Below are 12,677 nucleotides of genomic sequence, written 5' to 3'. Positions count from 1 at the left end.
GATCCCAGTGACGCAAGCGCCCCGGATCATCGGGGCGGCGCGTGAACGCCGCCCTCAAGATGTTTAGAACTTCAGACCGCCTTCACGCGCAGCGTCGGCCAGAGCCTTCACCTTGCCGTGAAACAGAAAGCCGCCACGGTCGAAGTAACATTCTTCGACACCGGCTTTCTTGGCGCGCTCGGCGATTGCCGCACCCACCTTGGCTGCTGCTTCGACGTTGTTCGTGCCAACCACGCCCAGATCCTTCTCGGTCGAGGAGGCCGAAGCCAGGGTCACGCCCTGAACATCGTCGATCAGCTGCACGCTGATGTTCTTGTTCGAACGGTGCACCGACAGGCGCAAGCCGCCGACGTTCCGCTTTTTCAGTTTGTTCCGAACGCGCAGGCGGCGCTTGAGGAACAGTTCCCGTTTGCTGTTTGCCATTTTCTGCGTCCTTACTTCTTCTTGCCTTCCTTACGGAAGATGAACTCGCCCTTATAGCGGATACCTTTGCCCTTATAGGGCTCGGGCTTACGCCATTCGCGGATGTTCGCGGCAACCTGGCCAACCAGCTGCGAGTCATCACCTTCGATGATGATTTCGGTCTGCTTGGGGCAGGTGACAGTGACACCAGCGGGCACTTCGAAGTTAACTTCGTGCGACAGGCCAAGAGAAAGCTTCAGGGTGTTGCCCTGCATCTGGGCGCGATAACCAACACCCTGGATTTCCAGCTCTTTCTTGAAACCGCCTGTGACACCCTGAACCATATTGGCGACCATGGTGCGCGACATACCCCACTGCTGGCGAGCGCGCTTGGAGCTGCCACGAGGAGTGATGGTCACAACATTGTCGTCAACGGACAGGGTCACGTCGTCGGTTGCGGTGAAGCTTTGGGTCGCTTTGGGACCTTTAACTTCGATGGTCTGACCCGACACAGTAGCGGAAACGCCACTGGGCAGCTCGACCGGTTTCTTACCAATACGAGACATTGCCAGACCTCCTTAGAAGACAGTGCAGAGCACTTCGCCGCCAACATTGGCAGAGCGTGCAGATGCATCCGACATCACGCCTTTCGACGTGGAGACAATCGACACGCCCAGGCCCTGACGGACCGACGGGATGTCACTGGTACCCATGTACACACGACGGCCAGGCTTAGATACGCGCTTGAGTTCGCGGATCACCGGGATACCTTCGTAATACTTCAGGCTGATTTCGATTTCGGGCAGACCACGGTTGCCTTCCACCTTCTCGTAACCACGGATGTAGCCTTCGTCCTGGAGTACATCCAGAACCCAAGCACGCAGTTTCGAAGCCGGGGTACGCACGGTGGACTTGCCACGTAGTTGTGCGTTGCGGATACGGGTCAGCATATCGCCGAGAGGATCATTCATAGACATCAGTAACCCTCCTTACCAGCTCGACTTAACCATACCGGGGATCTGGCCATTGGAGCCCAGTTCCCGCAGCATGATACGGCTGACCTTCAGCTTACGATAGTAAGCGTGGGGACGACCGGTCAGCTGACAACGGTTGTGCAGTCGGGTTGCCGAGCTGTTGCGCGGCAGTTTCGCCAGTTTCAGACGCGCTTTGAAACGCTCTTCCATCGGCAGATCTTCGTTGTTCGCGATCTCTTTCAGCGCAGCACGCTTGGTAGCGTATTTGTCCACCAGCTTCTGACGCTTCTTTTCGCGTTCGACCATTGCTTTCTTAGCCATGTTCTCTCTCTCCCGCGGCTTAAGCGTTGAAGGGCATGTTGAAATGCTTCAACAGGCTCTTTGCTTCCGCGTCAGTTTTCGCGGTGGTTGCGATGACGATATCCATGCCCCAAGGCTCATCAACTTTATCAAAGTCGATTTCGGGGAACACGATGTGCTCTTTCAGACCGGTGGCAAAGTTGCCACGACCATCAAAGCTGGGCTTCACACCACGGAAGTCGCGGATACGCGGCATCGCGATGGTGATCAGACGATCCAGGAATTCGAACATACGGTCACCGCGCAGGGTCACCTTGGCGCCCATCGGCATGCCTTCACGCACGCGGAAGCCAGCGATCGAGTTCTTGGCGGTTGTCATCAAAGCCTGCTGACCAGCAATCGCGGTCAGATCAGCCACAGCGGATTTGGCTTTTTTGGTATCTTTAACAGCGGCACGACCACACCCGATGTTCAGCACGATCTTGTCGAGCTTCGGGATCATCATGTCGTTCTTGTAACCAAACTCTTCCTTCAGCTCAGCGCGGATCGATTCCGCATACAGAGCCTTCAGGCGCGGGGTATAAGTTGCAGCATCCAACATCAGACGGCCTCCCCAGTGGTTTTTGCAAAACGCACCTTCTTGCCGTCTTCCTCGCGGAAGCCAACGCGGGTTGCTTTGCCGTTGCTGTCAAGCAGAGCCAGGTTGCTCAGGTCGATCGGCACCGCGGTGGGGATGCGGCCGCCCTGGCTGTTCTGGGACTGGCGGGTGTGACGTACGGCGATGTTGATGCCATCAACCACGGCCTTGCCGGACTTCGGGTTTACCGACGAAATCTCGCCTTCTTTACCCTTGTCCTTACCGGCCAGTACGACGACCTTGTCGCCTTTTTTCAGTTTAGCAGCCATCTTACAGCACCTCCGGGGCGAGCGAGATGATCTTCATGAAGTTCTTGGCGCGCAGCTCACGAACAACCGGCCCGAAGATACGGGTGCCGACGGGCTCGCCAGCGTTGTTCAGGATAACGGCTGCGTTGCGATCAAAGCGGATCGCGGTGCCATCTTCACGACGGACTTCTTTGGCAGTGCGTACGACGACGGCCTTACGGACGTCCCCTTTTTTAACGCGACCACGCGGGATGGCTTCTTTAACCGAGACGACAATAACGTCACCTACGGAAGCGTACTTACGCTTGGAGCCACCCAGAACCTTGATGCACTGAACTCGGCGAGCGCCAGAGTTATCAGCGACATCCAGATTGGTCTGCATCTGGATCATGTGGTTTCTCCCGACCTTTGGGGACTTAAGTTATGCCCCAGGGTTTCGATCATACTGATCAGTAAGCGCCTGACTTAGGCGATCACTTCCCAGCGTTTGGTCTTCGAAATCGGTGCACATTCCTGGATACGGACGGTGTCACCAACTTTGAATTGGTTGTTCGCATCGTGAGCCCGGTACTTTTTGGACTTACGGATGGTTTTCTTCAGAACAGGGTGTGTGAAGCGACGCTCAACCGAAACAGTTACGGTTTGTGCGTTCTGGTCGCTGGTCACGGTGCCTTGCAGGATACGTTTGGGCATTTGTCAGTGCTCCTCTTACTCTGCTGCTTCAGCAGCTTTTTGGTTCAACACGGTCAGTACGCGGGCAGCGTCACGACGGACGACACGCATACGAGCAGTGTTTTCAAGGGCACCGGTCGCCTGCTGAAAACGCAGGTTGAAGGATTCTTTCTTAAGAGCCGCCAGTTCCTCACGGAGCTGTTCGGGCGTCTTGTCACGCAGTTCTTGGGCGTTCATCGCCTTTTCCTTTTCTCAAACACCGGCCAGCCCCTGATTTGACAGGGTGACATAAGACCCGGTGGTTCAATGACAAACACGCGATTCCCTTGGCAGGGTTTCGCGAGATGCCGCTCTATAAGGGGGATAGGGGGCCGGGGCAAGGAAAACTTTGCAATTCCGGGGCAAAGAGCCGCGCCCTCGCCTGTAATATAATCTCGCCTCACTCGCCGCGCTAGGCTAAGACAGCCCCATGGCCGATATCAAATCTCTCTTCGTGACCCGCCTTTATCACGCCAAGCTGTCCGAGCATGGCCCCAAGATCGACGCTGAGGAACTGGATGCCTCGTGCATCACCATCGCCGAGGATGACGAGGCCGGGCAGATTTGGTGCGAAGAGAACGCCTATCCCGGCTATACCTCTTATGCCTCGCTGACCGACCTGCCCTGGCGCTTTCCGATCTTCGCCGATCTGGTCAAGGCCCTGGACCTGCACGTTGCCGAGTTCGCCAAGGACCTTGAGTTCGATCTGGATGGCCGCGAATTGCAGCTGGAAGACCTGTGGATCAACATCCTGCCCGAGGGCGGCACGCATTCCTCGCACCTGCACCCCCATTCGGTCATCAGTGGCACCACCTATGTGGCGATGCCCGACGGGGCCAGCGCGCTGAAGCTGGAAGACCCGCGTTCGGCCCGGATGATGGCCGCCCCCGCCCGCCGCAAAGACGCGCGCGAGGATTTCCGCACCTTCATCTATGTCAAACCGCAGGTCGGCGACGTGCTGCTTTGGGAAAGCTGGCTGCGCCATGAGGTGCCGATGAACATGGCCGAGGCAGAGCGGATCAGCGTCAGCTTCAACTACAGCTGGGCGTGACATGACCACGCTCTACATTGACGCCGATGCCTGCCCGGTAAAGGCCGAGGCCGAGCGCGTGACAACCCGCCTGCGCGTGCCGATGATTCTGGTCTGCAACGGCGGGCTGCGCCCGTCGCAAAACCCGTTGGTGACTCTGAAGGTCGTCGAGGCTGGTCCGGACGAGGCCGACAAATGGATCGCCGACAATTGCGGCGCGGGTGATGTGGTGGTGACGTCTGACATCCCGCTGGCGGATCGCTGCCTGAAAGCCGGCGCGCAGGTGATCCAACCCAATGGCGAGGTGTTCACGCTGGCCAACATCGGCCCTCGCCTGGCGACCCGCGACCTGATGCAAGACATCCGCGCGTCTGACCCGTTCCACCAAGGCGGCGGCAAGGCGTTCTCCAAGGCAGATCGGTCGCGGTTTTTGCAGGCGCTGGACGTGGCACTGGGTAAGGCAATGCGCACATCCTGAAGGCTAGAACCATCGGCGGGTTCGTTCGCGATAGGCCGTGTAGCCATCTGGAAACTTCTGGGCGAGGTAACGTTCTTCTGGGCGGATCATCCAGAAGTCCAGCACAAGGCATGAAAGCAACGTCGTCGTGATCAGCCAGCCTGAATCCACCGCCAAGGCCCCACCCATTCCAGCAATAGCAGCGCCAAGATAGTTGGGGTTGCGCGACCGCGCAAAGGGGCCGGTTGTGATCAGCTGCGTGGTTTCTTCGCCCGGAAGAGAGGGCTGCTCAGCGTTATCCAGCTCCCGTTTCGCGCGGTTGATCAACCAGAAACCAAAGACAAACAGCCCCAACCCAACCACCAGCCCGACAGGGCGCCAAACGTAAAGCGTGGTCGGCCAAAGCCATTCCGCAACAAGGCCAAGCGCCAACAGCGGAAAGATCACAACATCCGAGATTTTCCACGGGTGTTCATGCGCTGCGTGGGGTGCAGTGGCTGAACTTTGCGCATCGTCGTTCATGGAAGACCTGCCAAAATGAAAGTGCCCCCGCTGTATACCAGCAGGGGCACTCTAATTACAGCACAGGTAGGCAAGCCTACTGGTGACAGCAGTAAACGGGAGCCAAGGCATCGATATAATTTGTTTACCCTTTGTTCTTGAAATTGCGCAACCCGCGCCCACCTAGGGTTGAGCGATAAACAGAAGGACAGTTGAAAATGGCAAAGAACACCAAACAAACCTCGAAAAAGATTGCTTCCCGCGCATCCAAGACACTTCGAAACCCGCGGGCTTCAGCCACGGCCAAAAGCCTCGCCGGATCGGCACTTGCGCAATCGAGAACCGGGAAGCAAACTGGTAAAAGAATGGAAACCAAAGCCTCCAAGGTGGTGACCGGGAAAGGGTATGGAAGCAATACTCGAAAGCTTGCTGGCTCAGTCTTATCCCAATCAAATAAGAAGCGATGATAGTCTGGAAGGCAGGCCGCTTCAGAGGCCCTAAACAATGAAACCCCCGCCGGTGTCCCGGCGGGGTCAATTCTTTCAGCTTTAGGCTTGGCTTACCAGTCTTCGCGAACCACCACGCGGCATTTCACCGGCAGTTTCATCGCGGCCAGGCGCAGGGCTTCGCGGGCGGTTTCTTCATCGACACCGTCGATTTCGAACATCACGCGACCCGGCTTTACCTTACATGCCCAGAAGTCGACCGAACCTTTACCTTTACCCATACGAACTTCGGTAGGTTTCGAAGTTACGGGGGTGTCGGGGAAGATACGGATCCACACACGGCCCTGACGTTTCATGTGACGCGTCATGGCACGACGGGCGGCTTCGATCTGGCGGGCGGTTACGCGCTCGGGCGTGGTTGCCTTCAGACCAAAGGTACCGAAGTTTAGGTCAGAACCGCCTTTTGCCAGACCGTGGATACGGCCCTTGTGCATTTTGCGGAATTTTGTGCGCTTTGGTTGCAGCATTCACTTCACTCCTTAGCGACGGCCGCCAGCGCCACGGGGCGCGGGACCTTCCTGGAGAGCTTGCTGGCGACGATCACGAGCAGCGGGATCGTGCTCCATGATTTCACCTTTGAAGATCCAGACTTTGATGCCGATAATCCCGTAAGGAGTCATTGCCTCCTCGTGGGAATAGTCGATGTCAGCACGCAGTGTGTGCAGGGGCACGCGACCTTCGCGGTACCATTCGGTACGTGCGATTTCAGCGCCACCCAGACGACCAGCAACGTTCACGCGGATACCTTCGGCACCCATACGCATGGCGTTCTGAACCGCACGCTTCATCGCGCGACGGAACGAAACACGACGCTCAAGCTGCTGAGCAATCGATTCAGCAACCAGCTGAGCGTCCAGCTCGGGCTTGCGTACTTCGACGATGTTCAGGTGCAACTCGCTGTCGGTGATGTTCGCCAGCTTCTTGCGCAGACCTTCGATATCGGCGCCTTTTTTGCCGATGATCACGCCAGGACGTGCAGTGTGCACGGTGACGCGGCATTTCTTGTGCGGGCGCTCAATGATGACGCGCGACACACCGGCCTGTTTGCACTCGGTCTTGATGAAGTCGCGGATCGCGATGTCTTCCAGCAGAAGATCACCGTAATCCTTGGTATCTGCGTACCAACGGCTGTCCCAGGTGCGGTTGACCTGAAGACGCATGCCGATCGGGTTTACCTTATGTCCCATTAGGCTTGCTCCTCAACTTGACGCACCTTGATGGTGATTTCCGCGAACGGTTTCAGGATCTTGCCGAAACGACCACGGGCGCGCGGACGACCGCGTTTCATGGTCAGGTTCTTGCCAACCCAAGCTTCAGCGACGATCAGTTCATCGACGTCCAGGTTGTGGTTGTTTTCAGCGTTGGCAATAGCCGACTGAAGACATTTCTTCACATCCACAGCGATACGCTTTTTCGAGAAGGTCAGATCAGACAGTGCCTGTTCAACCTTCTTGCCACGGATCATCTGTGCAACCAGGTTCAGTTTTTGCGGCGAGGTACGGAGCATGCGAGTTTTCGCCATTGCTTCGTTCTCGGCCACGCGACGGGGGTTCTTATCCTTACCCATGACCAGTTACCTCTTCTTCGCTTTTTTATCCGCAGCGTGACCATAGTAGGTACGCGTTGGCGAATATTCACCGAACTTCTGGCCGATCATGTCTTCCGACACGTTGACCGGGATGTGCTTCTGGCCGTTGTAAACGCCAAAAGTCAGACCCACGAATTGCGGCAGGATGGTCGAACGACGCGACCAGATTTTGATGACTTCATTGCGCCCGGATTCCCGTGCCTTCTCAGCTTTCTTGAGAACGTAGGAATCGACAAAGGGGCCTTTCCAAACAGAACGTGCCATGTGTTAACGGCCCTTCTTCTTGGCGTGACGCGAGCGGATGATAAGCTTCTGCGACGCCTTGTTCTTGTTACGGGTGCGGGCACCCTTGGTCGGCTTACCCCAGGGGGTAACCGGGTGACGACCACCCGAGGTCCGACCCTCACCACCACCATGGGGGTGATCGATCGGGTTCATCACGACACCACGCACCGAGGGGCGGATACCTTTGTGACGGTTACGACCGGCTTTACCCATGTTCTGGTTGCTGTTGTCGGGGTTCGACACGGCACCAACGGTGGCCATGCATTCCTGACGCACCATGCGCAGCTCGCCCGAGGACAGGCGGATCTGAGCGTAGCCACCATCACGACCAACGAACTGAGCATAAGTACCAGCAGCACGAGCGATCTGGCCGCCTTTGCCCGGTTTCAGTTCGATGTTGTGGATGATGGTACCGATCGGCATGCCCGAGAACGGCATTGCGTTACCCGGTTTGATGTCGGCCTTGGCCGAGGCGATCACAGTGTCGCCAACGCCCAAACGCTGCGGGGCCAGGATATAGGCCTGCTCGCCGTCTTCGTATTTCACGAGGGCGATGAACGCAGTACGGTTGGGGTCATATTCGATACGTTCGACCGTGGCTGCAACGTCGAATTTGTTGCGCTTGAAATCCACGATACGATAGAGACGCTTCGCGCCACCGCCGCGGCGGCGTTGCGTAATCCGTCCGGTGTTGTTCCGGCCGCCCTTTTTGGTCAAACCCTCAGTGAGAGATTTAACCGGACGCCCTTTCCAAAGCTCCGAACGGTCGATCAGCACCAGCCCACGCTGGCCCGGCGTCGTCGGCTTATACGACTTGAGTGCCATGCTTTCTGTCTTCCGTTTAGCAACTGCGGGGGTGACCCGCAGGGCGGTTCCCCGCCTATGTTAGCCCCCCGAAGGTGGCCGATGTATAGGGCCCCAAAGGTCCCAATTTCCAAAATCAACGGGCCCCGGAACGAATCCGAGGCCACGCGATGGGCGGGGTATAGGGGGAATCATGGGCCGTGTCTATAGGTTCACTATTAAAAACAAGGCCCATCAGGCACCGGCTACATGGTTATGCCGGGGCCGTAATCTCTTCGCTGGCTGGGCTGAATGTCGCGACGATGGTCGAGATGATTGCGACTTGACCACAGATCACCGCAGGCCAGATCAATGGGAACTCGGGCACAAAGTACTTTTGCGGCCCAAAGGAGGCAGCGGCCATCAACGCCGCCAGCACCGCCAGCCCCTTTCCTGCCCGTGTCTGTGGCGTCAACAGCATAGCCCCCAGCGCCGTTGCCACGCTGGCCCCGATGAAGGGCGCGATCCCAAACAACGGGGTCGCGACGGGCGGGTGGGGTTTGATGCCCGCGTAAAGTGCGCTGAGCATGATCAGTTGCAAAACAATCAAAGCAGACAAGGCCGCAACGCTGATGGGGTGTTTGATGGGGGTCATTTTCGGTTCCTTCACTAGACCGTACACATGTGTACTGTTGCACCCATCCGTATTGATGTGTACGGTTTGCGTCAAGCAAAACTTAAAAGGCCACGATGACAAAGACCCTCCGCCAGGACCGCGAAGACCGCATAGAACAGGCCACCTATGAGCTGCTGGCCGAGAAAGGCTATGGTTCCACCTCGATGCTCAGCATTGCCAAACGCGCGAAATGCTCGAACGAGACGCTCTATAACTGGTACGGCGATAAGGTCGGCCTGATCCGAGCACTGGTCTCACGCAACGCCGAGCAAGCCCGCACCCTTTTGGAGCAAGCGCTTGAGACGGAAGGGAGCGCACTGGAGGTACTGGATCAGTTCGGCCCGGTTTTGCTGGGTATCCTGCTGGGCGACAAAGCCGTCGCTCTGAACCGCGCCGCCGCGGCGGACGCCAGCGGAGAGCTGGGGGCCGAGCTTGCCGCCTCGGGCCGGGGCGTGATCGCACCCCGCCTTGGGGCGTTGCTGGAACGCGCGATCGCATCCGGTGAAATCCCCACCTCGGACGTTCAGGCGGCGGTGGAGCTATACCTTGGCGTGCTGATCGGAGACCTCCAAATCCGCCGCGTCATCGGCGCCCTGCCCCACCCCAACGACGCCGAGATCACCCGCCGCAACCAACGGGCAATCCGCGCGCTGAAAACCCTTACGCGCTGATTACACGAAGCCGCGCATCGACGACGCGCGCGGTGGCGATCTACCAGATGTGCGGGGCAGTTTATCCCGCCACGCCTTTAAGACCCTTCAATCGTATCGCTACAAATCAAAATCGCCGCCGCGTCGGGGCGCGTCGTCGATGCGCGGCGGCCTGCGGCCTTGATTCCGCCCTAAACGTCTTTCCAATTTCTCCCGACGCTCCAAATGCCGACATACTTGGACACCCAGCGCGTGAAAGACTTGGCTATCTCAGATATTTCACCGGTTTCATGATCCCAGAGGTACACACTCCCTGACACGACGCCGTGAGACCCCACTCTTCGTCGATCAAAACAAAATTGGTTTCCGTTGCTGTCGCCCGCGATACATATCAGCGTTTCAGGCAGACCAGCTTCTTTCCATCCCTCGGACTGTTCCATTACGCCGTCAGGTGAGTACAGTTCAGACAAGTCCGCCAGAGACCTTCGTCTGTCGACCAAAGCTGTTATCAATGCGAGCGTTGGAGAAAGGCATCCAACCTGCGTTAGTGCAGACTTATAGTCTGCTGGTAAGCTCACACCCAAAGAATACTCCTGGCGCTCAACGTCTGCTTGCACCACGCGTTGAGGCGGATGGTCTGGGTGGCACCACTTTCGAGCAAATTTTTCAAATACTTCGGTCACGGCGGCTTCCGTTAGCTAGTAACAGCCTCTTCGCTTCACAGTACCTCACACCAGGCAAATCTACTCAAGCTGCTTTCTATATAGAAAAAGCCCCCACCTTTCGGCGGGGGCTTTCTAACTTTCAAAAGGCGTTCGACTTTTACAGACCGGTGGTCACGTCGATGGTGTTGCCCTCTTCCAGGGTAACATAGGCCTTTTTGACGTCTTTGCGCTTACCAGCCATGCCGCGGAACCGTTTGGTTTTACCCTTGGTGATGGTGGTGTTTACCGCTTTGACCTTAACACCAAAGAGGGTCTCTACGGCCTCTTTGATCTGGGGTTTGTTGGCGTCGATTGCCACTTCGAACACAACTGCGCCGTTTTCGGACGCCATGGTTGCTTTCTCGGTGATGATCGGCTTGCGGATCACGTCGTAGTGTTCAGCTTTTGCGGTCATTTCAGGCGAGCCTCCAGAGCTTCGACACCTGCTTTGGTGATCACCAGGGTGTCACGTTTCAGGATGTCATACACGTTCGCACCCATCGAAGGCAGGATATCCAGACCGGTGATGTTGCCAGCAGCCTTCGCGAAACCTTCGTTCACGTCAGCACCGTCGATCACCAGCGCACGCTTCCAGCCCAGGTCTTTGACCTGTTTGGCCAGAGCGGCGGTCTTGCCTTCGGTTTCAGCAGCTTCGATCACGACCAGTTCACCGGCTTTCGCCTTGGCGGACAGAGCGTGCTTCAGACCCAGCTTGCGGAATTTCTTCGGCAGGTCGTGGGCGTGGCTGCGTGGGGTCGGGCCTTTGTAGATACCACCTTTGCGGAAGATCGGCGCGTTGCGGTCACCGTGGCGAGCGCCGCCGGTGCCTTTTTGGCGATAGATCTTCTTGGTGGAGTACGAGGTTTCCGACCGGGTTTTCACCTTGTGGGTGCCCTGCTGCGCTTTGTTGCGCTGCCAGCGAACCACGCGGTGCAGGATGTCAGCACGGGGCTCCAGACCGAACAGGTCTTCGGACAGTTCCACGGAACCGGCTTTGCCGCCGTCCAGCTTGATCACATCAAGTTTCATGCTTCGCCTCCTTCTTCAGCAGGAGCTTCTACAGCTTCAGCTTCGGTTGCGGCTGCTTTGATGGCAGCGGGGAAGGCCAGACCGTCAGGCGCGGCTTTCTTGACCGCATCCTTGATGGTGACCCAGCCACCTTTCGACCCCGGAACGGCGCCTTTGATGAACACCAGGCCACGATCGGCATCGGTTTTCACCACTTGCAGGTTCTGGGTGGTAACACGGGCAGCACCCATGTGACCGGCCATCTTCTTGCCTTTGAACACGCGGCCCGGGTCCTGACACTGACCGGTCGAACCGTGCGAACGGTGCGAGATCGAAACACCGTGCGTGGCGCGCAGGCCACCAAAGTTGTGGCGTTTCATTGCACCGGCAAAGCCTTTACCGATCGAGGTGCCCGAAACGTCAACGTACTGACCTTCGAGATAGTGGTCAGCCGAGATTTCAGCACCCACTTCGATCAGGTTTTCGGGGGCAACGCGGAATTCAGCAACCTTGCGCTTGGGCGCCACGCTCGCTTTCGCGAAGTGACCACGCATCGCAGCCGAAGTGCGTTTTGCCTTGGCCGAACCAGCACCCAGCTGAACCGCGGTATACCCATCGGTTTCAACGGTGCGCTGTGCGACCACTTGCAGGTTGTCCAGTTGAAGAACGGTCACAGGAATCTGCTTGCCGTCTTCCATGAAAAGCCGGGTCATGCCGACTTTCTTTGCGATTACACCAGAGCGCATCTGTTATGCCCTCCTTAAACCGAAATCTGGACGTCAACGCCAGCAGCCAGGTCGAGCTTCATCAGCGCGTCCACGGTCTGCGGGGTCGGGTCAACAATGTCCAGAAGACGCTTGTGGGTACGGATTTCCCACTGATCGCGCGACTTCTTATCTACGTGGGGGCCACGCAGAACGGTGAATTTTTCGATCTTGTTCGGCAGGGGAATCGGGCCACGGACCTGAGCGCCGGTGCGCTTGGCGGTGTTTACGATTTCCTGTGTGCTGGCGTCCAGAACACGGTAATCGAATGCCTTGAGCCGAATGCGAATGTTTTGCGACTGCATTGTCGTTAGCCTTTCGCGGCTTGGAGTTGATAGGAGGACCGCCGGCTCATTCCGGCGGCCCTCTTCGAACCCAGAGGGTTTTCTTTAATCGACTGGCTTAGTCGATGATTTTCGAGACGACGCCCGAACCGACGGTGCGGCCGCCTTC

General features: G+C 57.5%; 24 protein-coding genes. 3 read left to right on the top strand and 21 right to left on the bottom strand.

Annotation, left to right across the window (positions count from 1 at the left end):
- Window positions 1-63: 63 nt before the first annotated feature.
- The 9 genes from rplR to rpmC form a co-directional block, all read right to left on the bottom strand.
- Entirely contained in the window at window positions 64-423 is a 360-nt protein-coding gene (gene rplR, locus ATO10_RS03990) for a 50S ribosomal protein L18 (RefSeq protein WP_035248478.1), read from the bottom strand.
- A gap of 11 nt (window positions 424-434) precedes the next feature.
- Window positions 435-968, bottom strand: a complete 534-nt coding sequence (rplF, locus tag ATO10_RS03985; protein WP_035248476.1) for a 50S ribosomal protein L6 — start codon at window positions 966-968, stop codon at window positions 435-437.
- Between the two features lie 12 nt (window positions 969-980).
- Window positions 981-1,379: a 30S ribosomal protein S8 gene (rpsH, locus tag ATO10_RS03980; RefSeq protein WP_155886685.1), complete on the bottom strand. Its 399-nt coding sequence runs from the start codon at window positions 1,377-1,379 to the stop codon at window positions 981-983.
- Between the two features lie 12 nt (window positions 1,380-1,391).
- Window positions 1,392-1,697: a 30S ribosomal protein S14 gene (gene rpsN, locus ATO10_RS03975; protein WP_035248474.1), complete on the bottom strand. Its 306-nt coding sequence runs from the start codon at window positions 1,695-1,697 to the stop codon at window positions 1,392-1,394.
- A gap of 19 nt (window positions 1,698-1,716) precedes the next feature.
- The gene (rplE, locus tag ATO10_RS03970; RefSeq protein WP_035248472.1) at window positions 1,717-2,277 is read right to left on the bottom strand and encodes a 50S ribosomal protein L5; all 561 of its coding nucleotides are present in this window, start codon (window positions 2,275-2,277) and stop codon (window positions 1,717-1,719) included.
- A complete protein-coding gene (gene rplX, locus ATO10_RS03965; protein WP_035248469.1) occupies window positions 2,277-2,582 on the bottom strand; it encodes a 50S ribosomal protein L24 in 306 nt (101 codons plus the stop codon). The genes rplE and rplX overlap by 1 nt, the downstream gene beginning before the upstream one ends.
- Before the next feature lies 1 nt (window position 2,583).
- Window positions 2,584-2,952 (bottom strand): 50S ribosomal protein L14, encoded by a 369-nt coding sequence (gene rplN, locus ATO10_RS03960; RefSeq protein ID WP_035248467.1) that lies wholly within the window; start codon window positions 2,950-2,952, stop codon window positions 2,584-2,586.
- 74 nt (window positions 2,953-3,026) lie between these two features.
- Window positions 3,027-3,254 carry a 30S ribosomal protein S17 gene (gene rpsQ, locus ATO10_RS03955; RefSeq protein WP_035248465.1) on the bottom strand — a complete coding sequence of 76 codons (228 nt, stop codon included), beginning with the start codon at window positions 3,252-3,254 and terminating at the stop codon, window positions 3,027-3,029.
- Between the two features lie 15 nt (window positions 3,255-3,269).
- Window positions 3,270-3,470, bottom strand: coding sequence for a 50S ribosomal protein L29 (rpmC, locus tag ATO10_RS03950; protein WP_035248464.1), 201 nt, complete (start codon window positions 3,468-3,470; stop codon window positions 3,270-3,272).
- Between the two features lie 232 nt (window positions 3,471-3,702).
- Here rpmC and ATO10_RS03945 point away from each other — a divergent pair, with 232 nt between their 5' ends.
- Together ATO10_RS03945 and ATO10_RS03940 are read left to right on the top strand one after the other, a co-directional pair.
- Window positions 3,703-4,323 (top strand): 2OG-Fe(II) oxygenase family protein, encoded by a 621-nt coding sequence (locus tag ATO10_RS03945; RefSeq protein WP_035248462.1) that lies wholly within the window; start codon window positions 3,703-3,705, stop codon window positions 4,321-4,323.
- 1 nt (window position 4,324) lies between these two features.
- Window positions 4,325-4,780 carry a YaiI/YqxD family protein gene (locus ATO10_RS03940; protein WP_035248460.1) on the top strand — a complete coding sequence of 152 codons (456 nt, stop codon included), beginning with the start codon at window positions 4,325-4,327 and terminating at the stop codon, window positions 4,778-4,780.
- 3 nt (window positions 4,781-4,783) lie between these two features.
- Here the strand turns inward: ATO10_RS03940 and ATO10_RS15890 are convergent, their stop codons facing one another.
- The 7 genes from ATO10_RS15890 to ATO10_RS03905 form a co-directional block, all read right to left on the bottom strand.
- Window positions 4,784-5,281: a methyltransferase family protein gene (locus ATO10_RS15890; RefSeq protein ID WP_051597937.1), complete on the bottom strand. Its 498-nt coding sequence runs from the start codon at window positions 5,279-5,281 to the stop codon at window positions 4,784-4,786.
- A 538-nt stretch (window positions 5,282-5,819) separates the two neighbouring features.
- Window positions 5,820-6,233, bottom strand: a complete 414-nt coding sequence (gene rplP, locus ATO10_RS03930; RefSeq protein WP_035248458.1) for a 50S ribosomal protein L16 — start codon at window positions 6,231-6,233, stop codon at window positions 5,820-5,822.
- 12 nt (window positions 6,234-6,245) lie between these two features.
- Window positions 6,246-6,953 carry a 30S ribosomal protein S3 gene (rpsC, locus tag ATO10_RS03925; RefSeq protein ID WP_035248455.1) on the bottom strand — a complete coding sequence of 236 codons (708 nt, stop codon included), beginning with the start codon at window positions 6,951-6,953 and terminating at the stop codon, window positions 6,246-6,248.
- On the bottom strand, window positions 6,953-7,333 hold the full coding sequence (gene rplV, locus ATO10_RS03920; RefSeq protein ID WP_035248453.1) for a 50S ribosomal protein L22: 381 nt from the start codon (window positions 7,331-7,333) through the stop codon (window positions 6,953-6,955). The genes rpsC and rplV overlap by 1 nt, the downstream gene beginning before the upstream one ends.
- A gap of 6 nt (window positions 7,334-7,339) precedes the next feature.
- Window positions 7,340-7,618: a 30S ribosomal protein S19 gene (gene rpsS / locus ATO10_RS03915; RefSeq protein ID WP_035248451.1), complete on the bottom strand. Its 279-nt coding sequence runs from the start codon at window positions 7,616-7,618 to the stop codon at window positions 7,340-7,342.
- A gap of 3 nt (window positions 7,619-7,621) precedes the next feature.
- The gene (rplB, locus tag ATO10_RS03910; RefSeq protein WP_035248449.1) at window positions 7,622-8,464 is read right to left on the bottom strand and encodes a 50S ribosomal protein L2; all 843 of its coding nucleotides are present in this window, start codon (window positions 8,462-8,464) and stop codon (window positions 7,622-7,624) included.
- 232 nt (window positions 8,465-8,696) lie between these two features.
- The gene (locus tag ATO10_RS03905) at window positions 8,697-9,077 is read right to left on the bottom strand and encodes a hypothetical protein (protein ID WP_035248446.1); all 381 of its coding nucleotides are present in this window, start codon (window positions 9,075-9,077) and stop codon (window positions 8,697-8,699) included.
- Between the two features lie 95 nt (window positions 9,078-9,172).
- Here ATO10_RS03905 and ATO10_RS03900 point away from each other — a divergent pair, with 95 nt between their 5' ends.
- Complete coding sequence (locus ATO10_RS03900; RefSeq protein ID WP_035248444.1) at window positions 9,173-9,769, top strand: TetR/AcrR family transcriptional regulator; 597 nt, start codon at window positions 9,173-9,175, stop codon at window positions 9,767-9,769.
- A 170-nt stretch (window positions 9,770-9,939) separates the two neighbouring features.
- Here ATO10_RS03900 and ATO10_RS16155 read toward each other — a convergent pair whose 3' ends face one another.
- From ATO10_RS16155 to rpsJ, 5 genes are all read right to left on the bottom strand, one after another.
- Complete coding sequence (locus ATO10_RS16155; protein ID WP_081806422.1) at window positions 9,940-10,431, bottom strand: SMI1/KNR4 family protein; 492 nt, start codon at window positions 10,429-10,431, stop codon at window positions 9,940-9,942.
- A gap of 139 nt (window positions 10,432-10,570) precedes the next feature.
- Window positions 10,571-10,867, bottom strand: a complete 297-nt coding sequence (locus ATO10_RS03895) for a 50S ribosomal protein L23 (protein WP_035248441.1) — start codon at window positions 10,865-10,867, stop codon at window positions 10,571-10,573.
- Window positions 10,864-11,481, bottom strand: a complete 618-nt coding sequence (rplD, locus tag ATO10_RS03890) for a 50S ribosomal protein L4 (RefSeq protein WP_035248439.1) — start codon at window positions 11,479-11,481, stop codon at window positions 10,864-10,866. Before rplD ends, ATO10_RS03895 begins: the two co-directional genes overlap by 4 nt.
- Window positions 11,478-12,206, bottom strand: coding sequence for a 50S ribosomal protein L3 (gene rplC / locus ATO10_RS03885; protein WP_035248438.1), 729 nt, complete (start codon window positions 12,204-12,206; stop codon window positions 11,478-11,480). Before rplC ends, rplD begins: the two co-directional genes overlap by 4 nt.
- A gap of 14 nt (window positions 12,207-12,220) precedes the next feature.
- On the bottom strand, window positions 12,221-12,529 hold the full coding sequence (rpsJ, locus tag ATO10_RS03880) for a 30S ribosomal protein S10 (RefSeq protein ID WP_035248435.1): 309 nt from the start codon (window positions 12,527-12,529) through the stop codon (window positions 12,221-12,223).
- Between the last annotated feature and the right edge of the window lie 148 nt (window positions 12,530-12,677).

This window comes from Actibacterium atlanticum, from assembly GCF_000671395.1.
Lineage (GTDB): Bacteria > Pseudomonadota > Alphaproteobacteria > Rhodobacterales > Rhodobacteraceae > Actibacterium_D > Actibacterium_D atlanticum.
The sequence above is the reverse complement of the archived record's forward strand: the minus strand, read 5'-3'. Positions and strand labels throughout refer to the sequence as shown.